This is a genomic window from Kaistella sp. (assembly GCF_032060305.1).
In the GTDB taxonomy this organism is placed as follows: Bacteria; Bacteroidota; Bacteroidia; order Flavobacteriales; family Weeksellaceae; genus Kaistella; species Kaistella yananensis.
Window position 1 is genome coordinate 16,709 of sequence record NZ_DAMBHK010000007.1, and the last position, 22,777, is coordinate 39,485.

The 22,777-nt window shown below is 41.7% G+C and carries 22 protein-coding genes and 1 tRNA gene; 6 read left to right on the plus strand and 17 right to left on the minus strand.

Annotated elements, in window-relative coordinates:
- Positions 1-15 precede the first annotated feature (15 nt).
- From V5N63_RS01790 to aceB, 3 genes are all read right to left on the minus strand, one after another.
- Positions 16-462, minus strand: coding sequence for a 6-pyruvoyl trahydropterin synthase family protein (locus V5N63_RS01790; protein WP_332032479.1), 447 nt, complete (start codon positions 460-462; stop codon positions 16-18).
- 139 nt (positions 463-601) lie between these two features.
- Positions 602-1,888, minus strand: a complete 1,287-nt coding sequence (gene aceA / locus V5N63_RS01795) for an isocitrate lyase (protein WP_332032481.1) — start codon at positions 1,886-1,888, stop codon at positions 602-604.
- A 28-nt stretch (positions 1,889-1,916) separates the two neighbouring features.
- A complete protein-coding gene (gene aceB / locus V5N63_RS01800) occupies positions 1,917-3,494 on the minus strand; it encodes a malate synthase A (RefSeq protein WP_332032483.1) in 1,578 nt (525 codons plus the stop codon).
- 178 nt (positions 3,495-3,672) lie between these two features.
- Here aceB and V5N63_RS01805 point away from each other — a divergent pair, with 178 nt between their 5' ends.
- Positions 3,673-5,142 (plus strand): helix-turn-helix transcriptional regulator, encoded by a 1,470-nt coding sequence (locus V5N63_RS01805; protein WP_332032485.1) that lies wholly within the window; start codon positions 3,673-3,675, stop codon positions 5,140-5,142.
- Positions 5,143-5,190: 48 nt separating this feature from the next.
- Positions 5,191-5,841, plus strand: coding sequence for a ComF family protein (locus V5N63_RS01810; RefSeq protein ID WP_265143508.1), 651 nt, complete (start codon positions 5,191-5,193; stop codon positions 5,839-5,841).
- 19 nt (positions 5,842-5,860) lie between these two features.
- Here the strand turns inward: V5N63_RS01810 and upp are convergent, their stop codons facing one another.
- The 6 genes from upp to V5N63_RS01840 all read right to left on the minus strand — a co-directional run bounded on the left by upp (position 5,861) and on the right by V5N63_RS01840 (position 11,156).
- On the minus strand, positions 5,861-6,511 hold the full coding sequence (gene upp, locus V5N63_RS01815; protein ID WP_332022831.1) for a uracil phosphoribosyltransferase: 651 nt from the start codon (positions 6,509-6,511) through the stop codon (positions 5,861-5,863).
- Between the two features lie 85 nt (positions 6,512-6,596).
- A complete protein-coding gene (der, locus tag V5N63_RS01820) occupies positions 6,597-7,907 on the minus strand; it encodes a ribosome biogenesis GTPase Der (protein WP_088469956.1) in 1,311 nt (436 codons plus the stop codon).
- Between the two features lie 292 nt (positions 7,908-8,199).
- Positions 8,200-9,507, minus strand: a complete 1,308-nt coding sequence (gene murA, locus V5N63_RS01825; RefSeq protein ID WP_332032488.1) for a UDP-N-acetylglucosamine 1-carboxyvinyltransferase — start codon at positions 9,505-9,507, stop codon at positions 8,200-8,202.
- Between the two features lie 3 nt (positions 9,508-9,510).
- Positions 9,511-10,164, minus strand: a complete 654-nt coding sequence (locus V5N63_RS01830) for a DUF4290 domain-containing protein (RefSeq protein ID WP_088469954.1) — start codon at positions 10,162-10,164, stop codon at positions 9,511-9,513.
- A 105-nt stretch (positions 10,165-10,269) separates the two neighbouring features.
- Positions 10,270-10,677, minus strand: a complete 408-nt coding sequence (locus V5N63_RS01835) for a thiol-disulfide oxidoreductase DCC family protein (RefSeq protein ID WP_332032491.1) — start codon at positions 10,675-10,677, stop codon at positions 10,270-10,272.
- Positions 10,674-11,156: a heme-binding domain-containing protein gene (locus V5N63_RS01840; protein WP_332032493.1), complete on the minus strand. Its 483-nt coding sequence runs from the start codon at positions 11,154-11,156 to the stop codon at positions 10,674-10,676. The genes V5N63_RS01835 and V5N63_RS01840 overlap by 4 nt, the downstream gene beginning before the upstream one ends.
- A gap of 183 nt (positions 11,157-11,339) precedes the next feature.
- Between V5N63_RS01840 and V5N63_RS01845 the strand changes: the two genes are divergently transcribed.
- The 3 genes from V5N63_RS01845 to V5N63_RS01855 are packed head-to-tail and all read left to right on the plus strand — an operon-like array spanning position 11,340 to position 12,551.
- Entirely contained in the window at positions 11,340-11,978 is a 639-nt protein-coding gene (locus V5N63_RS01845) for a peroxiredoxin (protein WP_088469951.1), read from the plus strand.
- Between the two features lie 16 nt (positions 11,979-11,994).
- Positions 11,995-12,303: a thioredoxin family protein gene (locus V5N63_RS01850; protein ID WP_332032495.1), complete on the plus strand. Its 309-nt coding sequence runs from the start codon at positions 11,995-11,997 to the stop codon at positions 12,301-12,303.
- Positions 12,303-12,551, plus strand: coding sequence for a DUF6952 family protein (locus tag V5N63_RS01855; RefSeq protein WP_088469949.1), 249 nt, complete (start codon positions 12,303-12,305; stop codon positions 12,549-12,551). Before V5N63_RS01850 ends, V5N63_RS01855 begins: the two co-directional genes overlap by 1 nt.
- A 59-nt stretch (positions 12,552-12,610) precedes the next feature.
- Here the strand turns inward: V5N63_RS01855 and V5N63_RS11895 are convergent, their stop codons facing one another.
- The 8 genes from V5N63_RS11895 to V5N63_RS01900 form a co-directional block, all read right to left on the minus strand.
- Entirely contained in the window at positions 12,611-13,120 is a 510-nt protein-coding gene (locus tag V5N63_RS11895; protein ID WP_442905765.1) for an LptM family lipoprotein, read from the minus strand.
- Positions 13,121-13,202: 82 nt separating this feature from the next.
- On the minus strand, positions 13,203-13,700 hold the full coding sequence (locus V5N63_RS01865; protein ID WP_332032496.1) for a GNAT family N-acetyltransferase: 498 nt from the start codon (positions 13,698-13,700) through the stop codon (positions 13,203-13,205).
- Positions 13,701-13,799: 99 nt separating this feature from the next.
- A complete protein-coding gene (gene uvrA, locus V5N63_RS01870) occupies positions 13,800-16,631 on the minus strand; it encodes an excinuclease ABC subunit UvrA (RefSeq protein ID WP_332032498.1) in 2,832 nt (943 codons plus the stop codon).
- Between the two features lie 849 nt (positions 16,632-17,480).
- Positions 17,481-17,554 (minus strand) — tRNA-Ala (locus V5N63_RS01880).
- Between the two features lie 143 nt (positions 17,555-17,697).
- On the minus strand, positions 17,698-18,498 hold the full coding sequence (locus V5N63_RS01885) for a class I SAM-dependent methyltransferase (RefSeq protein ID WP_332032500.1): 801 nt from the start codon (positions 18,496-18,498) through the stop codon (positions 17,698-17,700).
- A gap of 431 nt (positions 18,499-18,929) precedes the next feature.
- Positions 18,930-20,285 (minus strand): histidine--tRNA ligase, encoded by a 1,356-nt coding sequence (hisS, locus tag V5N63_RS01890; protein ID WP_332032502.1) that lies wholly within the window; start codon positions 20,283-20,285, stop codon positions 18,930-18,932.
- A gap of 181 nt (positions 20,286-20,466) precedes the next feature.
- Positions 20,467-20,916 carry an HRDC domain-containing protein gene (locus V5N63_RS01895; protein ID WP_332032504.1) on the minus strand — a complete coding sequence of 150 codons (450 nt, stop codon included), beginning with the start codon at positions 20,914-20,916 and terminating at the stop codon, positions 20,467-20,469.
- A 77-nt stretch (positions 20,917-20,993) separates the two neighbouring features.
- Positions 20,994-21,323 (minus strand): single-stranded DNA-binding protein, encoded by a 330-nt coding sequence (locus tag V5N63_RS01900; protein WP_088469942.1) that lies wholly within the window; start codon positions 21,321-21,323, stop codon positions 20,994-20,996.
- A 320-nt stretch (positions 21,324-21,643) separates the two neighbouring features.
- Between V5N63_RS01900 and V5N63_RS01905 the strand changes: the two genes are divergently transcribed.
- A complete protein-coding gene (locus V5N63_RS01905; protein ID WP_332032506.1) occupies positions 21,644-22,771 on the plus strand; it encodes an ATP-binding response regulator in 1,128 nt (375 codons plus the stop codon).
- Positions 22,772-22,777: the final 6 nt, after the last annotated feature.

Consider the following 22,777-nt stretch of genomic DNA (forward strand, 5'->3'; position numbering starts at 1 on the left):
TCGAAATTTACCTTTTTAAGCTTGGTCTTCTGCAAACCATTCTCCATAGGAGTTTTCGGTTTCGTGAAGTTTGAGGTAAGCCAAAGTGACATCGCCCGAAAGTTTGTTCTTAATTTTTTCTGCAATATCGTAGAGCATATTCTCGCAGGTCGGCTGGTAGTCGCAGAAAATCACTTTATGGCCTTTCTGTCGCAGATCTGAGCCCAGTTCTTGGTGAGGAGAAGTACCGTTCACCAAAACTGCGTGATCCCAAACATCGATGATTTCAGATTTTACAATCTTCTTGATGTCGCCAAAATCCACAACCATTCCGTTTTTAGGATTTTCCAGATCGTTGATCGGCGTTCCTTTGACAGTAACAAAAAGCTTATAGGAATGTCCGTGCATATTTTTGCATTTACCATCGTAATTGTAAAGGACATGTGCGGTTTCGAAGGTGAAAATTTTGGTAATTCTAATCATTTTGCAAAGATAAGATTTTGAGGTGATAATGTGATGATTTAGAATTTGATGATTTGTACAGGCAAGATTAAAGTCTAAAAAATCCTCCCACAAAAATGCGGGAGGATGAATTAACAATTACAAATTAAACGATAGTATCTTAATGGAACTGTGCTGTTTCGGTAGAATCTTTCATCGCAACTACAGAAGAATTTCCTGCTGTAATCACGGTTTGCAGTGCATCGAAATAGGAAGTTCCCACAAAATTCTGGTGTTTAACCGCACGGAAACCTTCTTTCTGCAAAGCGAATTCTCTTTCCTGAAGTTCGCTGTAACCGGCCATTCCGTGCTTTTTGTAAGCCAGAGCAAGTTCGAACATCGAAGTATTTAAAGCATGGAATCCTGCAAGCGTGATAAATTGGAATTTGTATCCCATTTTTGCCAATTCTTCACGGAACGTTTCCATTTCCGGAACGGTAAGTTTTGCAGCCCAGTTGAACGATGGTGAGCAGTTATATGCCAACATTTTTCCAGGGAATTTGGCGTGGATTCCTTCTGCAAATTTTCTTGCGTAGTCCAAATCCGGATTACTGGTTTCCATCCAGATCAGATCCGCATAAGGTGCGTAAGAAAGACCTCTGTCAATACCCTGCTCTACACCGTTTTTCACTTCAAAAAAACCTTCCGTCGTTCTTTTCCCGGTTACAAATTTCTGGTCGCGTTCATCGATATCCGATGTCAGCAAATCAGCCGCATCAGCATCAGTACGGGCAACAACAACCGTCGGAACTCCGCAAACATCTGCGGCCAAACGCGCAGCAATAAGCTTGTTGACAGCTTCCTGCGTTGGCACAAGAACTTTTCCGCCTAAATGCCCACACTTTTTAGCTGAAGACAACTGGTCTTCAAAATGAACTCCTGCCGCACCGGCTTCAATCATTTGCTTCATCAGTTCGTAAGCATTTAAATTTCCCCCGAAACCGGCTTCAGCATCCGCAACAATCGGAACAAGATATTCTTTCCGGTCGGCTTCTGCCACACCATTTACCGACTGAATCTGATCTGCTCTCAACAGCGCATTATTAATTCTTTTCACCACACTTGGGACGGAATTCGCGGGATAAAGACTTTGGTCAGGATACATTTCTCCGGAAAGGTTCGCGTCTGCGGCCACCTGCCAACCGGAAAGATAAATGGCTTCCAAGCCGGCATCCACTTCCTGAACGGCCTGATTTCCTGTTAGCGCGCCCAATCCGGCTACAAAATCCTGATTGTTGAGTTTCTCCCATAATTTTTCAGACATCATTTTTGCGATGGTGTAATCGAGTTGGTAAGAACCTCTCAGTTTTAAAACTTCTTCTGCGGAATATGGTCTTTCAACACCTTTCCATCTTGGGTTTTCGAGCCAGTCCTGTTCAAGCTGGCGAATTTGTTCCTGGTTTTTCATTGTATTTTGGATTTGATTATTATTGGATTTAAATAAAATTATAAGCTTTTAAGGTTAAAAATTCTTCAAAATCGTCATTAAGGACCAGATCATCGAAAATCTCGGTGGCTAAAGCGAATTTTCCGTTTTTGTAACGCTCTTCACCCACATAATTCTTAATATTTTGAAGTTCTTCTTCCTGCCATTTCAACACCATGTCTTTGGTTAACGTTCTGCCGTCATCAAGTTTTGCCTCATTTTTCAGCCACTGCCAAACCTGAGTACGCGAAATTTCTGCGGTCGCGGCATCTTCCATTAGGTTGTAAAGTGCCGCTGCACCCACACCCATCAGCCAGGATTCAATATAAAGAATTCCGACATTGATGTTTTTTCTTACGCCATTTTCAGTGATTGTCCCTTTTGGAATTTCGAGCAAGTCGCTTTCTGAAATCTGGTATTCTTCGAATTTTTTGTGAATCTGGTTTTTTTCAGGCATCAGGTCATCGAAGATTTTCTTCGCAACAGGAACCAGTCCCGGATGCGCAACCCAAGTTCCATCATGCCCATTTCTCACCTCTCTTTCCTTGTCTGCACGAACTTTCGCATAGGCTATCTCATTCTGCTCTTCATTATTTTTTACGGGAATCTGTGCTGCCATTCCACCCATCGCGTGAACATTTCTTTTGTGGCAAATCTGAATTACCCGTTTCGAATAAGAACTCATAAAAGGTGAAGTCATGGTCACCTGATCTCTGTCGGGAACGAGAAATTCGGGCAGATTTCTGAATTTTTTGATGTAGGAAAAAATATAATCCCAGCGTCCGCAATTGAGCCCGGAACTGTGCTCTTTAAGTTCATATAGGATCTCGTCGAGCTGAAAAGCCGCGGTAACGGTTTCAATAAGAACGGTTGCCTTAATGGTTCCCTGTGGAATCTTGAGGTAATCCTGAGAAAATTTAAAAACTTCATTCCACCATCGGGCTTCTTTGTAATGTTCCAGTTTTGGAAGATAAAAATAAGGTCCGCTACCGTTTTCAATCAGTTTCTTGGCATTTCTGAAAAAGTAGATTCCAAAATCAATTAAAGAACCCGAAGCTTTTTCTCCGTCAATTTCTATATTTTTTTCTTCAAGATGCAGACCTCTTGGACGAACCAACAGAACTGCAGTGTGGTCATTGAGTTGGTAGACTTTGCCGGCTTCATTTTCAAAACTGATGGAGCGGTTTACAGCATCAGAAAGATTTATCTGTCCTTCCATGCAGTTTTCCCAGGTCGGCGAATTGCTGTCCTCAAAATCTGCCATGAATGTTGAAGCGCCTGAATTTAGGGCATTGATGATCATTTTACGTTCCACCGGACCGGTAATTTCCACTCTTCTGTCGAGCAAATCTTCAGGAAGCGCGCTGCATACCCAATCCGTTTCTCTTATTTCTTTGGTTTCAGGTAAAAAAACGGGAAGCTGATGATGATCGAACTCCACCTGTTTCATTGTTCTGGCAGCAAGGAGCTTTTTTCTTTCTTCATTGAATCTTACTTGAAGTTCATAAAGAAACTCAATCATTTCCGAAGTGAAAATATCGTGATGAGGTCTGTCTGCCAGAATTTTAAATGTTGTTGCCGTCTCCATATCAATTAATATTTTGTGATTTTGATTCAACAAATCTAAATAAAATTTTTCACCTACAGCGAACGTTCGCTATTTTTTAAAATAAATAATTATGCGAACAACAGTTCTTTTTTAATTAACTTTGTATCCATCGTATTTCTAAAACTATTTAGAAAGATTATAAATTTAAAACGCAACCATGACGCACGACGGCGAATTCATAAAAACCGTTTTTGGACTGAAAATGAAACAGTTCCGGCAGAAAAGAAACATTTCTTTGCAGGAACTTTCAAATCAAACCGGATTATCAAAATCGTATCTCAATGAGATCGAAAACGGAAAAAAATATCCGAAACACGACAAAATTGCCCAGCTTGCCACCGCACTGAACTGCAGCTATAACGATTTGGTATCCACAAAACTGGATAAAAGCCTGTCACCGATTGTGGAAATCATACAGTCGGATTTTTTCAAGGAAATCCCGCTGGATCTTTTCGGAATCAACAAAAACAACCTCATCAGCATCATCAGCGACGCACCGAAAAAAGTGACGGCTTTCGTAAACACACTCATCGAAATTTCCAAGAACTATAACCTGAGCAAAGAGCGGTTTTACTTTGCGGTAGTGAGAAGTTTTCAGGAACTTTATGATAATTATTTTCCTGAAATCGAGGAAAAAGCCGTTGCCTATTCTATCGAAAATCAAATTCCACATAAACCAAACTCCAGTGATCTGGAAAAAATTCTGACGGAAAAACTTCAATATGAAATCAGAAATCTGGATTTTGAAAAATATGGCGCAACCGGAAAACTCCGGTCTCTTTTTATCCCTGAAAAGAAACTGCTGTTACTGAATGAACTCTTAGACGAAGACCAGAAAACCTTCATTTTTGCCAAAGAAATCGGCTACAACGTCTTAAATCTCAACCCCAGACCCAACACGTATTCCTGGCTTGATTTTACCAGTTTCGAGGAACTGCTCAGCAATTATTACGCATCGTATTTCGCAGGCTGTCTGCTGATACACAAAGGAATTTTAACGGAAAAAATTTCATCTTTTTTTAAATCCCATGAATGGGAACCACAGAATTTTGAGAATCTTATCGAGGAATTTACAAATTCTCCGGAAACTTTTTATTACCGGATGACCAACATTCTGCCTCAGGAGCACGGAATTAAAGATCTTTTCTATCTGTGTTTTACGAAGAAGAAAAATTCAGATAAGCTTGAAATTTTAAAGGAACTTCACCTGAACCAGCAGCAGGCACCACATGCCAACGCGACCAACGAACATTACTGCAGAAGATGGATTGCCGTGAAAAACCTGATGAATCTGAAAGAAAACGAAACCGTAACCGATGCTCAGATTTCCCATTATAAAGACAGCGGACTTACTTATCTGGTCCTGTCAACGTCGCAGAAAAATCCGTTCTCTGATGGAACAAACAGGAGTTACTGCCTCGGAATTTTACTGAATTCAAACTCTTTAAAGAAGATAAATTTTGCGAAAAGCGACCGGATTAAAACTGTGAATGTAGGCGTAACCTGCGAATTCTGCAGCATCCCGAACTGCGAAGTTAGGCAGGCACCGCCGCTCCGTCTGGAAAAAGAAATTTTTAATGAAAAGATGAAGAAAGCCATCCAGATGATTAAAAAAGAGGTGATGTAGATGGTGGTAAAGTAAAATTTGTAACTTTAAAATACCTAAACAATACATGTGATTTTAAATTTACTTTTCCCCAACCGCTGTCTGGAATGTAGCCGAATCATTGGTTCCGGTGAATTGGTTTGTGGGATCTGCATCGGTCAGGTTCTTTTTACCCATCACGATTTTTCCCGGGAAAACCTTCTAAAAGAGCGCTGCTCCTTACTTTTTCCTGTGGAGAATGCATTTGCACTGATGCAGTTTGAGGAAGAAAGTGTAAGCCGCAAAATTGTTCACCAACTTAAATACGGAAGTCGCGAAAAGACAGGAAAAATATTGGCGGAATGGACTGCGGAAAGAATAAAATTTCCCGAGGACAAACCTGATCTCATGGTTTCCGTGCCGTTACATCCGAAAAAACTGAAGGAAAGAGGTTACAACCAGCTTCATCTTTTTACCGAAACTCTCTCAAAAAAACTGGATATTCCTTTTGACCATCAGGTAATCAAAAGAAATTTTTACCGCAAAGCCCAGGCTCAGAAAGACAAATCGCATCGTGCAGAAACCGAAAATCTTTTTTCACTTACACAGGAAATTTCAGACAGTCATGTGTTACTGATCGATGATGTTTTCACCACAGGAAATACGATGAGTTCTGTTGCGTGGGAAATCCTGAAAGCAGGAAACAATAAAGTTTCGGTTCTCGTAATGGCGGTGGACTAAATCCGAGTTGAATTAAATATTATCGCTGGAGTTTTTCGCCATAACTTAAATCGCCGGCATCGCCAAGGCCTGGAGTGATATAACCTTTAGAAGTCAGCTGCTCATCAATAACTCCCACCCAGATATGTGCATCGGGATATTCATTTTTGATGGTTTCTACGCCCTGTTTCGAAGCAATGGCTGCCACGATATGAAGTTGAGAAGGTTTTCCGTGATTCAATAAATCTTTAATCGCTTCAATTAGACTTGCTCCTGTAGCCAACATCGGATCGGCAACAATTAATGGTCTTCCGTCCACATTCGGACAGGTTAAATAATCCTGTTTGATAGAGAAATAATCGTTGGCATCGTGTTTTCGGTAAGCGGCAACGAAACCGCAGTCTGCTTTATCAAGATAATTCAGAATTCCCTGGAACAGCGGTACACCAGCTCTTAAAATTGTGGTAATTACGGGCTGCACCGCAACTTCTTTTACTTTGAGTTTATCCAGAGGCGTGGTAATTTCTATTTCTTTCTGCTCCAGACTTTTGCTGATTTCAAAAGCTGCAATTTCGCCAATGCGCTCCATATTTCTACGGAATCTCATTCGGTCATTTTGCACTTCAACATTTCGGAGTTCATTGATCCAGGTATTTACAAGGGAGAATTGATCGGATAAAACAGTAACCATAGTGCTAATTTATGCTGTAAAGTTCGGGAAAATTTAATGTATTAAAAAGCCTTTCAGAATTTTTCTGAAAGGCCTAAGTTTTTTTTTACTTTTGACGGAAATAGATTTCAATAGGAACACCCGTAAAACCAAACTCTTTTCTAAGTTGATTTTCGGTAAACCTCTTATAACTTTCTTTTACGTACTGTGGTAAATTACAGAAAAATACAAACTGTGGACTTGGCGTAGGAAGCTGTACACAGTATTTAATCTTCACGTACTTTCCTTTAATCGCCGGTGGCGGCGTATGTTCGAAAATCGGAAGCATCACTTCGTTAAGTTTTGAAGTTTTAATTTTCTTCGCGCGGTTTTCGTAAACTTCCATGGCTACTTCCACGGCTTTCAGGATGCGCTGTTTGGTAAGTGCAGAAATAAATAAAATCGGAATATCGGTAAACTGACCGATTCTTTCCTTAATCTGGTTTTCGAAATCGCGGGTACTGTTGGTGCTTTTATCTTCCACCAAATCCCATTTATTCACTAGAATTACGATTCCTTTTCTGTTTTTCTGAGCCAATCCGAAGATATTCATATCCTGAGATTCCCATCCTAAAGTAGCATCCACCATGATGATCACCACATCTGAATATTCGATAGAACGGATAGACCGCATCACGGAATAAAATTCCAGATCTTCTTTCACTTTGGCTTTACGGCGCATTCCCGCGGTGTCTACAAGGACAAACTCATGTCCGAATTTGTTATATAAAGTTTCGATAGAATCTCTTGTCGTTCCTGCGATGTCGGTCACGATATTTCTTTCAACATCCAACAAAGCGTTAGTCAAGGTTGATTTTCCCACGTTCGGTCTTCCCGCAATGGTAATTTTTGGCAAACCTTCGAAAGGATCTTTGTATTCGGTTGTTGGAAATTCTTTAACAATATCATCCAACAACTCGCCGGTTCCGGAACCTGTGGCAGAAGATAAAGTATAGTATTTTTCGATTCCTAACTGATAAAATTCGGTAGCCGCAAGTTCTTCAGTGGCAGAATCTACTTTGTTTACCGTTACATACACCGGCTTGTTGGAGCGGCGCAGCATTTCGAAAATCTCCTGATCTGTGTCCGTTAAACCTTCTTCTACATTCAGCATGAAAATTATGGAAGTAGCTTCATCAACAGCCAGCTGAACCTGTTTGGAGATTTCTTCCTGAAAGATATCTTCGTTATTTACTTCGTAACCACCGGTATCAATCACGGTGAATTCTACTCCGTTCCAGTCAGATTTACCGTAATGGCGGTCTCTGGTAACTCCGGAAGTAGAATCTACGATAGCTTCTCTTCTTTCTAAAAATCGGTTAAAAAGGGTTGATTTTCCTACGTTGGGGCGCCCAACGATCGCAACGATATTGCTCATTAAATTTTGTTTAATAATGTAATTATTAATGGGTTACTCGAACTTTTCGAGCCCAAAAATTTTTGCAAAGATAGTTTTTTTAAATTTAGGATTACAGAAGGAATCTACTAAAACTTGATAGCCCCGATGGAAACGGTATCCTTTTTTGGTGATAGAGCGGAAGCGAAATCACCAAAAAAGATAAAGTGGACAGTGGGTGAAGACATGAAGAGAGAACTAAACCTTGTTGCTCCCCATAAAAAAAAGCCATTTCACTGAGAAAATGGCTTTTTATGTTTAATGAATTTCTGAACTAAACTCTCTCGATTTCTGCGCCGAGTGCTTTCAGTCTTCCGTCGATATTTTCGTACCCACGGTCGATCTGCTCGATGTTGTGGATGGTTGAATTTCCTTCTGCAGAAAGTGCTGCGATCAGCAGGGCGTTGCCGGCTCTGATATCAGGGGAAATCATCGTTGTGCCCCGAAGTGGAGATTCGTGATTTAAACCTACCACCGTTGCCCTGTGCGGATCACACAGAATAATCTGCGCGCCCATATCGATGAGTTTATCAACAAAGAAGAGGCGGGATTCAAACATTTTCTGGTGAACCAGAACGGTTCCTTTTGCCTGTGTAGCTACAACCAGAATGATGGAAAGCAAATCAGGTGTAAAGCCCGGCCACGGAGCATCGGAAACAGTTAAAATAGAACCATCGATAAATTTCTGTATTTTGTAATTTTCCTGTGCCGGGATAAAGATATCGTCGCCACGTTTCTCCAGCTGTATTCCCAATTTCCTGAAGGTATTCGGAATTACGCCGAGTTCATCCCAGTGTACATTTTTAATGGTGATTTCAGATTTTGTCATTGCGGCAAGACCTATCCAGGAACCGATTTCAACCATATCAGGCAGCATGGTGTGTTCTGTTCCGTGAAGCGTATCAACTCCCTCAATGATGAGTAAATTTGAACCAATTCCAGAGATATTGGCGCCCATTCTGTTAAGCATTTTGCAGAGCTGTTGCAGATAAGGTTCGCAGGCAGCATTGTAAATACTGGTTTTTCCTTTGGCTAAAACGGCCGCCATCACAACATTGGCTGTTCCGGTAACTGAAGCTTCTTCCAAGAGGATAAATTTCCCGTGAAGTTCTTTAGCTTTTAAGGAGTACAGATATTCTTTTTCATCGTAATGAAATTCCGCACCCAGTTCCACAAATCCCTGGAAATGCGTATCAAGACGTCTTCTTCCGATTTTATCACCGCCCGGAGTCGGCATATAAGCTTCGCCAAATCTTGCTAACATGGGGCCGAGAAGCATAATGGAACCTCGGAGTTTGGAACCATCTTTCTTAAAATCATTTGATTTAATATAATCAAAATTTACAGCATCTGATTTAAAAGTGTAATCACCATGAGCGTTTTTCGTAATCTTTACGCCAAAATCGCCCAAGATTTCAATCAGCCTGTTTACATCATGGATATCGGGAATATTCTTTACCCTTACTTCTTCGTCGGTAAGCAAAACCGCACATAAAATCTGAAGCGCTTCATTTTTCGCTCCCTGTGGAGTGATTTCACCATGCAACCTTTTTCCGCCTTTTATTTTAAATGATCCGCTCATCTTTTACTTCCGGTTTTTATTGTTATGAAAATTTCTTCTTTTGTTCTGGCTGTTCTGTGCCTGGTTTTGGTTGGTTCTCCCGTTATTTTTGTTGGTTCTTCCGCTTGCGTAGTAAATCTTGCTTTTCTCCAGCGAGTCTAGACCGGTAAGATCAAGACGGTTTTCTGATAGATCCTTCAGATGCCTAAAAATTACTTCATCCTGCACATGTTCTTTATTATAAACATTGTAAGATTTTTTCATATTGTTTGCAATGACCTGAATGAGGGCGTCTTTTTCGTCGCCTGCTTCCAGTTCAATGGCTTTTTCGATCAGCTGAAGAATACTTTTGCCGTAAAATTTAAAATCTCCCTGAAGTTTGGGATATTCCATTTTCTTGGGTTTTTCATTCAGTTCTTCCACCGTAGGGAAAGGATAAGGAGAATCTACATCCAGATCGTAATTGGAAAGAATAAAAAGATGGTCCCAAAGTTTATGTTTATAATTCTCTTCGTCGCGAAGTTGGGGATTTCTCTGCCCCATAAAATCTACTATTGCTACTGCCATTTCGTTCCGCTCTTCTTTTGTAGCCAGTTCTTTGCAGCGCTCAACAAGCTGCTGTATAATTCTTCCGTATTCGGGCATGTGCAGCTGTGGTCTGTTGGTATTGTATTCCATGGGTGCAAATATAAGAATTAGTTTATGTTTTTTGCTGACGGGGCAGCGTAATTTTAGACCTTTTTCAAGCCTGAATTTTCAAGGAGAATCAACACTTCTGCGATGTTATTTTTCGATAAACCGGCCCTGTTCTTCTGCCGTTGGCAAAGCACATTGCTGAACTGAAAAACGCTTTCTGTTGGCGGCAACCCGATCATAAAAAAAATCGGTCACCGGCCTGGGCAATGCATTCAGATATCCGAAAAGAACATATTTTCCGCCGAGAATTTTGCCAATCTTAAAAACAGCATGAGATTTTGTTTCATAAAACGCGTTGGGCTTCCAAAGGTATAAAGTGCTGAGCTGCCTGTTCTCCAAATTTCTTTCGTTTAAGAAATTTTGCCCGAACTCCGACTGCAATGCGGAAAAGAGAAACTGCTTCTTCCGGTCGTTTTTGAGAATCCACTGGACCCAATAGTTGCACATGCCGCAGTCGCCATCGTAAAAAACATAGTATTTGGAAGAATCTGTCATTTTTTCGCAGTTTCAGCCGGCAGGTCATTCATAACGCGGATTTCTTTTTCCAACGATTTCAAATACTGGATCACCTCCTGCTTTTGTGCTTCGGTGTATTTGGCTTCCGGATGGGCTAAAATATAAGAATCAAGAGGCATTTCACCTTTTTCAATCATTTCTACGGCTTCAAAAAGTTTATGTGCCTGACGTTTGGGTTCATAAGTCGCAAAGGTAGAGAAATTAAGTTCTTTTCTCCCTTCATCAATATGGTCTTTAAGAAACCACGCAATAGGCTGTACATTGGAATACCATGGATATTTTGATTCGTTGCTGTGACAGTCGTAGCAACCGTTTCTGATGAGTGTCGCAGTGGCTTCCGGCGTGTTTTTAATCTTTAATAAATCCATGCCCGGTGTGGGTGCTGGATTATTTTTATCAATCGGAAAAAACTGAATGAGCACCAGCGCTACTAAGAGAATGACCAGTATTTTTTTCATAGCTTTTTATTTTTATTTAGTGAATTTACTCATTTATTTTCAAACTTTAATGAGAATATAAAAACATCAGAGATTCCTTTTATGAAGAGATTCATTCTAATAGATTTTATAAATCGAAAGTTACTTTTTTAATTGATGAAAACATGGTATCTTTGCACCATAGAAATTTAAAAAAAATATAATATGTCATTAGTAGGAAAAAAATTCCCAAACATCGAGATTGATGCAATGAGTGAAATGGGTGATGATTTAAGAATTAACATCTTTGAAGAGGCTACAAAAAACGAGCAGAAAGTATTACTGTTCTGGTACCCGAAAGACTTTACTTTCGTTTGCCCGACTGAACTTCACGCTTTTCAGGAAGCTTTGGGTGAATTCGAAAAAAGAAACACCAAAGTGATCGGTGCTTCATGTGACACCAACGAAGTACACTTTGCCTGGTTAAATACCGCAAAAGAAAACGGAGGAATCGAAGGCGTAACTTACCCGATCCTTGCAGATACCCACAGACAGCTTGCCAACATCCTGGGAATCGTAGATCAGGATTTCGAATACGATGCAGAAGGAAACGAAATCTTCACAGGTTCTAACGTTACTTACAGAGCAACTTACCTGATCGATGAAACAGGAAAAATCTTCCACGAAGCGGTAAACGATATGCCTCTGGGAAGAAACGTAAAAGAATTCTTAAGACTGATCGATGCTTACACCCACGTTCAGAAACACGGTGAAGTTTGCCCTGCTAACTGGGAAGAAGGTAAAGATGCAATGCAGGCTAACAGAGCTTCAACCGCGGAATACCTTGCAAATCACCAAAACTAATTAAAAAACAGCTGAAATGTACACAGAATTAACAGAAGACGCTTTGCAGCAGATTGTTGCAGATAATGAAAAAGTAGTGGTACAGTACGGTGCAACATGGTGCGGAAACTGCAGAATCATGAAGCCGAAGTTCAAGAAGCTTGCCGCCGAAAACGAAGATATTCCGTTCTATTATGTAGACGCAGAAAAACTTCCGGAAAGTAGAAAACTGGCGAAAGTTGACAATCTGCCGACCTTTGCAATCTTTAGGAACGGAGAACTTGTAAACCAGGTTCAGACCAACCAGGCAGAAAGCCTTATTAATCTTTTTAAAGAATTAAATTAATGAAACTACCTATAATCAGACAGTTTTATCAGACCCAAAGTGCTGAAAACCTCGAAAAAACTTTGGAAGTTTTGGAGGCGTTTACAGAATTCCGCGGAACCACTGAAGAAGACTTAAATGTTGCGGGAGAATTAATTACCAATATTTGCGGAGCGCTCGAAGTTCACAGCAGCGTAAATAACGGAATGACGGAAAGGGATGCACTGAATGGTTTTGCCCAGAAAGTACTGGGTTCCATAGATAAATAAGCAATATGTTATACAGAAAAATGGCGGGAAAATTTCCCGCCATTTTTCTTTTATAGCTGTTAATCGTTACGTTTGCCTTTCCCTTTCTTGAATTTTTTATTGTTCTTGTCAGACTTGTCACTGAATTTTCTGTACTCTTTGGTGTTTTTCCTGTCGTCATCATATCTCCAGTCCTCATTACGGTTGTTATTCCAGTTAGCGTTTCTTTTTTTTACCTGACCGGGCGCATAATCTTTAGCATTTCCACCGTAGATTTTCTTAGCCTGTCCCGGAGGCATATTCCGGTTATTACGCGGATAATATCCTGTATTGTCACCTCTTCTGGTAATGATTCCCGGTCTGCCGTATACATCACCTGTTCTTACAACCCTGCCGTTCTGGTAAACGTTTCCGTTACGATCCCGGTACACATCGCCCTGTCTGTAAACGGTACCGTCCGGAGTTCTGTAAACACCACCGTTGGGATAATTGTTTGGATAATTGTTTCCGTAAACATCATTAGCAGCACCACAGGAGGCTAAAGTAAAAGCAAGCCCTGCCGCTGCTATTATTTTAAATAGATTTTTCATTTTTTATGAGATTTAATTTAAGATAACATCTCAATACTAATGCCAAACTTTAAAATTTATTGTGCACACAGAAAAAATCATGCTAAATTCCTACCACAGAACTCCGTCTTTCGAGGAGAACCACGTCGCGCCATACACCGTTCATCTGCGCCAGACGCTCGCGTCTGCCCACTGTTCTGAATCCAAATCTTTCATGAATAATAATACTAGGCTGATTTTCCGGGAAAATGCTGGCCTGCAGCATCCAGAATTCCTCTTCTTCGCTTGCAAGAATCAATTTCTGTAGCAGCATGGAGCCCAACCCTTTGCCCTGTGCAGCGTTCCGGAGATAAATACTCACTTCTGCCACGCCTTTGTAGCAGTCGCGCGCGCTTATCGGCTGCAGCGCTGCCCAACCCATCACCTCATCATTGGCATCTTCCAGAACGAACCGGCAACTGTTGAAATATTTATCGTCCCAAGCTTCCCACGAAGGCGCATGCTGATCGAACGTGGCATTTCCACCCGCGATTCCTTCCTCAAATATGGCAATGACAGCAGCGCCATCCTCAGGCTGCATGCTTCGTATTTCGTAACTCATCCCTCAATTTTTTTCTCGTGATTAGCGGGAATAAAATTAAATAAAAAACCGGAAATGATGCTCCGGTTTAAAGATATTACGCTACCTGTTGATTGAATTTTATTCAAGTTCCCTCTTAAGGAATCTGGCGGTGAGGCTCTTGCGGGATTTCGCGACTTCCTCCGGTGTTCCTTTGGCGATAATTTCACCGCCTTTGTTACCGCCTTCCATACCGACATCGATAATGTGGTCGGCAAGCTTGATGACATCCAGATTATGCTCAATTATTACAAAAGAGTTTCCTAAGTCCACGAGTTTATTGATGGCTTCCATGAGCACTTTTACATCTTCAAAATGAAGTCCGGTGGTAGGTTCATCCAGGATATAAAGGGTGTTTCCGGTCTGTCTTTTCGCCAGCTCCGTGGCCAGTTTAATCCGCTGTGCTTCCCCGCCCGAAAGCGTGGTCGACTGCTGCCCGAGCGTAATATAACCCAACCCCACATCCTGCAAAGTTTTCACTTTGGCGTAGATCTTCGGCAGCGGCTGGAAGAACTCCGTAGCTTCATCAATCGTCATATCCAGCACATCGGAGATCGATTTACCCTTATAACGCACTTCCAGGGTTTCGCGGTTGAAACGTTTTCCGTTGCAGGTCTCGCAGTGTACATACACATCGGGAAGGAAATTCATTTCAATCACCTTCAGACCTCCGCCTTGGCAGGTCTCGCACCGGCCGCCTTTTACATTAAAGGAGAACCGTCCGGGTTTATAGCCGCGGATCTTCGACTCCGGATGTTCAGCGAAGAGGTTCCTGATGTCAGTAAACATGCCGGTATAGGTAGCGGGGTTCGAGCGTGGCGTTCGCCCGATCGGCGCCTGGTCCACATCCACGATCTTGTCGATATGCTCGATTCCTTCAATCTTTTTATAGGGTAAAGGCTCCTGCACCGCCCTGTAGAAGTGACGGTTAAGGATTGGGTACAGCGTCCCGTTGATGAGGGACGACTTTCCGCTGCCGGAAATACCGGTGACGACCACGAGTTTCCCCAGGGGGATTTCAAGCGTGACGTTTTTCAGGTTATTGCCCGTGGCACCTTTCAGGACAATGGATTTTCCGTTGCCTTCGCGGCGGGTTTCAGGGATTTCAATCTTCCGCTTACCGGTCATATAATCCGCCGTTACGGTATCTGCTTTCAGCAGGTCTTTAGGATTCCCCTGCCAGAGAATTTCTCCGCCAAACTTCCCTGCACGTGGCCCAATATCCAGCACCTCATCGGCTTCCAGAATCATGTCTTTATCGTGTTCAACTACAATTACCGAATTACCGATATCGCGCAGATTTTTAAGCGAATTGATGAGTCTTTCATTATCCCGCTGATGAAGCCCAATTGAAGGTTCATCCAGGATATAAAGCACATTCACCAGTTGGGACCCAATCTGCGTTGCCAGACGGATTCTCTGTGATTCACCGCCGGACAGGGTGCGCGAACTCCTGCTCAGACTCAGGTAATCCAGCCCCACATCGAGGAGGAACTGAAGGCGGGTCTTGATCTCTTTGAGGATCTCGTGGGCAATGACTTTATTCTTTTCACTGAACTTGTCTTCCACTGCTTCAAGCCAGTCTTTCAGATCGAGCAGAGACAGGGCGTTGATTTCGGCGATATTCTTGCCGTCAATCTTGAAACTGAGGCTTGAAGGCTGAAGCCGGGTACCTTTACACTCTGGGCAGACTTCTTCAGTCGTGAAATGTCTTTCGAGAAGAATGGCATCGTAGCTTTCCTTGTCTTCGATCATTTCGTTGATCAGGGGAACCAGACCATCGAAGTTCACTTTTATCTTCTTGGTGATTCCTGCGTACTTGAGGTCTTTACTGAATTCTTTATGGCAGCCGTGGTAGATATAATCCAGGGCTTCGGCAGGAATATCGTTAAAGGGAGTCGCCAGCCCGAGTCCGAAGATCTCGAGGATATTTTTAATCTGGCCAAGAATCCATTTGTTTGATTTAATATCCTCTAATGGAAGCAGACCACCCTGACTGATGGAAAGTTTAGGATTTTCAACAAAGTAATCCGTATTGACTTTTTTTACAGTCCCAAGGCCTTTACAGTAAGGGCAGCTGCCTTTGGGGGAGTTGAATGAGAAGGTATTCGGTTCCGGGAGGGCAAGAGAATGCCCGCTCTCCGAATCCATTAAGTTTTTGGAGAAATATTCGATATCTGTGCTGCCGAGGATCTGAATCCCGATGGTTCCCTCGCCCATCTGCATGGCGGTACGCAGGGATTTTTCCATCCTGTTTTCGGAAGCGTTTTCACCGATGATCCACCGGTCGATCACAATGTCGATATCGTGGGTCTTATAGCGGTCGAGTTTCAGGTCGGCTTCAATATCCACCAGTTCACCGTCGATCCTTGCCTGGCCGTAGCCTTTTTTGGACATCTGGATGAAGAGCTCATGGTAATGACCTTTACGGGAACGTACCACGGGTGCCAGCAGCATTAGTTTCTCGCCGCTGTAATTTTCCTTGATAACCTCAATGATCTGCTCTTCGGAATAGCTGACGAGTTTTTTACCTGAAGTGAGGGAATACGCGTCGGATACCCGGGCAAAAAGCAACCGGAGAAAGTCGTATAATTCGGTCACGGTACCTACCGTGGAGCGCGGGTTTTTGTTGGTGGTTTTCTGCTCTATGGCGATTACAGGAGAGAGACCGTCGATTTTATCGACATCGGGTCTTTCGAGGCCACCGAGGAACTGCCGTGCGTAGGCAGAAAAAGTTTCGATATACCTCCGCTGGCCTTCAGCAAAGATGGTATCAAAGGCAAGGGAAGATTTTCCGCTGCCGGAAAGTCCGGTAATCACCACGAGTTCGTTGCGCGGGATTTTGACGGAAATATTTTTAAGGTTGTGTTCACGGGCACCGTAAACTTCAATATATTCTTTGGAATCTTTCATTTTTAAGCTCCCGGTATCTGGATATTTGGGATTTGCAAAAATACGGAATTTTTAGGGCATACTCAACTGAGACTTAAAATTGTAAATAAAATAAACGCGCAATTTCCCTCCGTATTTTCTAAAGGCGCAGTCTAAAAACCATGCTGAATAATTGGCATGCTCCTAAGCAACGTCATCCTGAAGAACTGTTTCCCATCAACGAGATTAAATATTTCCGTGCACTGCGTGTCTCCACAAAAGAACTCTGCGGCATGAAGGTTCAGCTGATTTAATTTCAAGCTGCTTTGCGGAAGAAATTCCCGATCTGATCAGGCGTGAGCCCCAACTACTCGGATACCTTTTTGCAGTTCTTTCATATTAGCGAGTTGCTGTACATCCAATCCGCCATATATGCTTTTCCATTTATAAAAAGTAAGGCTGACTGATGCCGTGGTCCCGGCAAATCTCATTCACTGCTTCTTCTTGATTTTGTTCAGATAAAACCTTAATGATCTGAACTTCTCACTAAAGCCGTAAATAATACCTCTACCCTTTTATCATAACTTTACAGCCGAAAACACCGCATATAATAATCTATTTAATACAAGAAGAAATAAGGAATTAAATAGCTTATTGTGTAAGGAGTTTTTTTAGAATCAGTAAAATTTATGAGGATTCTTCAACAAAAATTACGGAAATTAGTAATAATAAAGAATTGTAAATCTGCGTAACCACCCATTAGCAGACATTTTACAGAGACAAAAAAAATAAACCAACACACGAAAATAGTAAAAAAATAGTAAAAAAACATGTGTTTTTAATCACATTCAATTACCATAACTTACTGATTATCAGTGTTGGTTTATTCAGTGGAGGATATCGGGATCGAACCGACCACCTTTAGACTGCCAGTCTAACGCTCTAGCCAGATGAGCTAATCCCCCATTTTCTGAAATTTTAGATTATAAATTCTAAATTTTAGATTTGCAATAATACAAATTTTTATCATAAATCGTAAGGGTTAGTGGATTTTTTTATTGGGAAAAGTGGGTTAAGGTTAAGGTTAAGGTTAAGGTTAAGGTTAAGGTTAAGGTTCAGAAAACTTCTTTTCGGCGACGAGAGAAAATACATGTGGCACCTTACTCCCAAACTGAGGAATCCGATATTTCCCTTTCTCAAATTCTTCGTTATGTCGGAAACAGGCATAAGGCGACCAGTTGTACTCGAGGAAGGATTTAATTTCCAGACTGTGGGCAATAAGGCTGGTGAGAACTTCTGAGGTGGCGTAGTTCCACATCACGTAATCCTGCACGAGAGGGGCCGACGGGTCGGCATAGGTACCTTCGTAAGTTTCTATAATGGGTTTTTCGTTGAAATACGAGTATTTGATGTGCGTGAAATCGTCATCATACATCCACACCACGGGATGAAACTCCACGAACCCCAGTTTGCCGCCGGGTTTCAGGAAGTGGGCAATCACTGCCGCCCATTGGTCGAGATCGGGAAGCCATCCGATGGTTCCGTAACTGGTATAAACGATGTCGAATTCGCCTTCCAACAAGTTCGGAAGTTCATATACATCGGAAACAATAAATTCGGTATCGGTACCGCACTGCGTGGCGAGATCTTTGGCAGTTTCAATGGCTTTGTCGGAAAGATCGATGCCCGTGACTTTCGCGCCCAGTCGGGAAAGCGAAATGGAATCCTGCCCGAAATGACACTGAAGATGAAGAATCTTTTTGCCGCGGAGGTCGCCAAGGAGATCCAGTTCAATGGAGTTCAGGGAGCTGCGGCCTTTGAGAAACTCGTCCACGAAGTAGAAATCGGATTTGAGGTGAGGTTCTACTTTGGCGTTCCACGATTTGCGGTTGATTTCGAGGTAGTTCATGGTGAGGTTGTGGTTTAAATTATCATCCCGACGAAGGAGGGATTTTCAAGCTTTTAAAGTTAAGCGATATTTATTTCCAGATTAAAAACAAGCAAAGCATCGAGCTAGCAAATTGTTAAGATTGCGATAAATAGCTAACGAAACACGAAATAGTACAGCAAAACCCACATGGAAATAAAAACCAGCCCGGGATACAGTACCGCGCGAAATTTCATGATATCCCGTTTCCAGAAAAAAAGATAGACCAGATAAGCAATATAAACTACCGTAAGCAACGCAGGAAGAATCAGGTAAACCATCGTAAATTATTTATGGATCGTGAGATAAATATAGGTCTTTCTGCAGAATAATCTGTTGATTTTCCGTAAAATTTATTGATCCTATAAATGCTTCCTGTCCAGATTCGGGGCTGATCACCAGAGTTTAGGCGTTTACTTTACCCCAAGAAAATCAGAAATAGAGCTGGTTTCCTGTTCTCCGGTGAGAAGGTTTTTTATGGTAACATTCCCCGCTTCGATTTCCTGCTCGCCGTAGAACACCAGATTCGGGATTCCTTTCTTTTCGGCATAGGTAAACTGTTTTTTCAGTTTTGCAGCTTCGGGATAAAGTTCAGCTGCGGTACCGTTTCCGCGGAGCTGCGCAATGATTTTTAAAGCCTCAACGGACTCTTTTTCTCCGTAATTGGCAAAAAGATATTTCACCGAACTTTCTGCACTGTCGATAAACATTCGGAGTTCTTCCATCACGAGGTAAATCCTGTCGAGGCCGAAAGAAATTCCGATTCCGGGAATGTTTTTTACACCAAAAACTTCAGTAAGGTTATCATACCTTCCGCCGCCACCGATGGATCCCATGGCCACACCTTTTGCCTTGACTTCGAAGATCGCTCCGGTATAATAGTCGAGACCTCTGGCCAAGGTGATATCGAACTTCAGGTTTTCTGAAGAAATGCCCAAATCCAGACATTTTGTAAGCACGAATTCCAGTTCATTTACGCCGGCAGTTCCTGTTTCAATTCCGGCAAATTTTTCTTTGAGCTGAAGAACATTTTCCAATGCATCTTCATTTTGGCTAAAAAGAAAATCGAGTTTATCAATAGAATCCTGCGAAATATTTTTTTCCAGGAGTTCCTTTACGACGCCATCCTTACCGATTTTATCCAACTTGTCCAAAGCAACGGTAAAGTCGATCAGCTGATCAGAAATTCCCGCATATTCGGCTAATCCCGAAAGTATTTTCCGGTTGTTGAGATGAATGGTTACGGGGATTTTAAGTTCAGAAAATGATTTTAAATAAAGCTGCACAAGCTCTACTTCCTGCCAAAGGCTTTCGCTGCCCACCACATCGGCGTCACACTGGTAAAACTCTCTGAACCGGCCTTTCTGCGGTCGGTCGGCTCTCCAAACCGGCTGAATCTGGTATCTTTTGAAGGGAAAAACCAGCTGCCCGTGATTCATCGCTACAAATCTTGCAAAAGGTACGGTAAGGTCGTAACGGAGGGCTTTTTCAGAGATCTGCGAAATCAGTTTCTGGGAGTTTTTAGCCTGCCAGTCTTCTTCTTTTGTTTTTGAAGCATAGTCGCCTGAATTCAGGATTTTAAAAATCAACCGGTCGCCTTCTTCCCCATATTTACCGGTTAATGTTGAAAGATTCTCAAAACTCGGGGTTTCCAGAGGCTGAAACCCGAAGAGTTCGAAATTTTTCTGTAAGGTATTGATGATCATCCGTCTGTTGATGACTTCTTTTGCGGTAAAATCGCGAGTTCCTTTGGCTAAGCTTGGCTTCATGCTGGTTTGTAATACGTAAAGATTAATTAGCAATTTCGAATTGCTTTTCGGTCGCAAAAATAAGGAATTGCAAAGGATTTTTCATCACAAAAAGCCGAAGAATACCATCAACGGCTTTAATAAAATATATAGGAATTTGTGTTTTTGTGGAGCTAAAACAAACTAAAACAAGATTATTACCCTAGACCGATTCTAAAATCTCAATAATTTCTTCGCCGTAATTTTCGATCTTGTGCTTGCCAAAACCTTTGATATCGAGCAGTTCCTCTTTTTTTACCGGTTTGTATTTGGCGATGGAAAGCAGCTCTTTATTGGTGGCAATAAAATACACCGGGAGATTTTGGTTTTTGGCTTTTTCGGTACGCCAGAGTTTCAGCGAATCGAGGATTTTAATTTCGTCAGCATTCAGTTCGGCATCATTTTCTGCCGAATATTTGGGCGTTTTGGAATCATTGACGGTCATTTTCAGTTCTTCATAATAGAGAATCACCGACCAGTAACCATTATCGTCTTTCACAAAGGCTGATTCGAATTTCAGGACATTATTTTCTCCCAGAAAACGGTCGAGTACCTTTTGGTCGTGCTCAATAAAATCATCAGACAGGCGGACTTTTAAAACTTTAACTTTCATGACATTGTGTTTTTTGAGATTAAAAAAGCTTCCTCAATGTTAATCCGGAAAACCAGGTCCTCTGAGGAAGCGCAAATTTATTTACCGCCCAGCAGTACGAGTTCTTCCACACGGATTTCGGTAATATAATGTTTTATTCCTTCTTTGTCGTCCCAGCTTCTGTACACGATTTTGCCTTCTACTGCGATTTCTTTTCCTTTTTCTACATATTTTTCGACGATATCTACTGTTTTTCCGAAAAACACCAAATTGTGCCATTGGGTTTCTTCCACTTTTTCGCCGAGTGCGTTGGTGTAAAAATCGCTGGTTGCGAGACTTACTTTACCAATTCTTCCGTTTTCAAATTTTACAAATTCAACGTCTTTTCCTGTTCTACCAATTAAGGTAACTCTGTTTCTTAGTGACATGGCTTTAAAATTTTATAATTAAACATCAGAAACGGGTCTCACTGATTTTTCCCCGAATCTCTGATGCAAAGATTCAACGGGCCTCAAAATATAGCCGGTAAAGAATTGCTTATTACCATTTACAGTCGTTTGCAACGGATATAGTATTGATTTTCAAATAAATAAAAATAACAATAGTAGCTGACTCTTGCGTCAACATTGAGATATTAACCTCTCCACTTACCGGCTTCAGCATTTAAGGCCGTATGGATGAACTTTTAATACATTTAAATTTCAAAAACATTATATTTGTCAACTTCTGTAATTAAACCAGTAACAAAATGATCCTGATTGTTGACGATGCTCCGGAGAATATAATTTCCCTTAAAAAAGTACTTGAAGTAAACGGCTTCGAGGTAGACACCGCTTCATCAGGGGAAGAAGCACTGAAAAAAATCCTTAAAAAATCCTATGTCCTTATCATATTGGATGTACAGATGCCTGAGATGGACGGCTTTGAAGTAGCAGAAGCCATTTCCGGTTACAGCAAGGCCAAAGAAACGGCCATTATCTTTCTTTCTGCCGCCAGCGCCAATGTGAACCTCATCACCCGCGGATACTCCTCCGGAGGTTTAGATTATATTAGCAAGCCGGTGGATATGAATGTACTTTTGCTGAAAGTGAAAACCTTTTACCGCATCTACGAACAGAGCCGCGCCCTGAACGAAATGCAGACCAAGCTCCTCGAAGAAATCGAATTCCGTAAAGAGGCTGAAAGAAAAAAAGACGAGTTCATTAGTATTGCCAGCCACGAACTGAAAACGCCCATGACGAGTATCAAAGGATATATTCAGCTGCTTGAGCGGAGCCTCAACAAAGAAGATCTGGAAACTACCAGAATCCGTCTGCACAAAGTACAGAATCAGGTTGAAAAACTGAACCTGCTTGTTGCAGACCTACTCGATATCTCTAAAATTGAAAGCGGCAAACTCAAATTCAATAAAAAATACTTCAGTTTCGATAAGATTCTAGATCATATTGTGGAGATCATGCAGCATGACAATCCCAAAGTGAAGTTCATTAAAAAAGGAGGTATCGATACTGAAATTTTTGGTGACGAAATGCGCATTGAGCAGGTCATCATTAATTTTATGACCAACGCGATTAAATATGCACCCGACAGCGACGAAGTTCACATCACAGCAGAACGACGTGGAGATGAAATTTATTTCTCGGTAAGGGATTTTGGCATTGGAATGGCAAAGGAACACCAACAGCAGATTTTCGGTAAATTTTACCGCGTGGAGGAAACTTCCGAACGCTTCCAGGGGCTGGGCATCGGCCTCTACATCTGTCTTGAAATCATAGAAAGACATCAAGGCAAAATTGGCGTCAACAGTGAGCCAGGCAAAGGTTCTGAATTTTATTTTACAATCCCCGTACATCCCGAAAAGGATGCGAACTCATAATTAAAG

Bases quoted from the DNA above. Each gene is read 5' to 3' on its own strand.
- V5N63_RS01845 (WP_088469951.1), top strand. From the start codon at position 11,340: ATGTCATTAGTAGGAAAAAAATTCCCAAACATCGAGATTGATGCAATG.
- V5N63_RS01900 (WP_088469942.1), bottom strand. From the start codon at position 21,323: ATGTCACTAAGAAACAGAGTTACCTTAATTGGTAGAACAGGAAAAGAC.
- V5N63_RS01855 (WP_088469949.1), top strand. From the start codon at position 12,303: ATGAAACTACCTATAATCAGACAGTTTTATCAGACCCAAAGTGCTGAA.
- V5N63_RS01835 (WP_332032491.1), bottom strand. From the start codon at position 10,677: ATGACAGATTCTTCCAAATACTATGTTTTTTACGATGGCGACTGCGGC.
- der (WP_088469956.1), bottom strand. From the start codon at position 7,907: ATGAGCAATATCGTTGCGATCGTTGGGCGCCCCAACGTAGGAAAATCA.
- murA (WP_332032488.1), bottom strand. From the start codon at position 9,507: ATGAGCGGATCATTTAAAATAAAAGGCGGAAAAAGGTTGCATGGTGAA.
- hisS (WP_332032502.1), bottom strand. From the start codon at position 20,285: ATGAAGCCAAGCTTAGCCAAAGGAACTCGCGATTTTACCGCAAAAGAA.
- V5N63_RS01790 (WP_332032479.1), bottom strand. From the start codon at position 462: ATGATTAGAATTACCAAAATTTTCACCTTCGAAACCGCACATGTCCTT.
- V5N63_RS01885 (WP_332032500.1), bottom strand. From the start codon at position 18,498: ATGAACTACCTCGAAATCAACCGCAAATCGTGGAACGCCAAAGTAGAA.
- upp (WP_332022831.1), bottom strand. From the start codon at position 6,511: ATGGTTACTGTTTTATCCGATCAATTCTCCCTTGTAAATACCTGGATC.
- V5N63_RS01905 (WP_332032506.1), top strand. From the start codon at position 21,644: ATGATCCTGATTGTTGACGATGCTCCGGAGAATATAATTTCCCTTAAA.
- uvrA (WP_332032498.1), bottom strand. From the start codon at position 16,631: ATGAAAGATTCCAAAGAATATATTGAAGTTTACGGTGCCCGTGAACAC.
- V5N63_RS01865 (WP_332032496.1), bottom strand. From the start codon at position 13,700: ATGAGTTACGAAATACGAAGCATGCAGCCTGAGGATGGCGCTGCTGTC.
- V5N63_RS11895 (WP_442905765.1), bottom strand. From the start codon at position 13,120: ATGAAAAATCTATTTAAAATAATAGCAGCGGCAGGGCTTGCTTTTACT.
- V5N63_RS01850 (WP_332032495.1), top strand. From the start codon at position 11,995: ATGTACACAGAATTAACAGAAGACGCTTTGCAGCAGATTGTTGCAGAT.
- V5N63_RS01830 (WP_088469954.1), bottom strand. From the start codon at position 10,164: ATGGAATACAATACCAACAGACCACAGCTGCACATGCCCGAATACGGA.
- V5N63_RS01805 (WP_332032485.1), top strand. From the start codon at position 3,673: ATGACGCACGACGGCGAATTCATAAAAACCGTTTTTGGACTGAAAATG.
- V5N63_RS01840 (WP_332032493.1), bottom strand. From the start codon at position 11,156: ATGAAAAAAATACTGGTCATTCTCTTAGTAGCGCTGGTGCTCATTCAG.
- V5N63_RS01895 (WP_332032504.1), bottom strand. From the start codon at position 20,916: ATGAAAGTTAAAGTTTTAAAAGTCCGCCTGTCTGATGATTTTATTGAG.
- aceB (WP_332032483.1), bottom strand. From the start codon at position 3,494: ATGGAGACGGCAACAACATTTAAAATTCTGGCAGACAGACCTCATCAC.
- aceA (WP_332032481.1), bottom strand. From the start codon at position 1,888: ATGAAAAACCAGGAACAAATTCGCCAGCTTGAACAGGACTGGCTCGAA.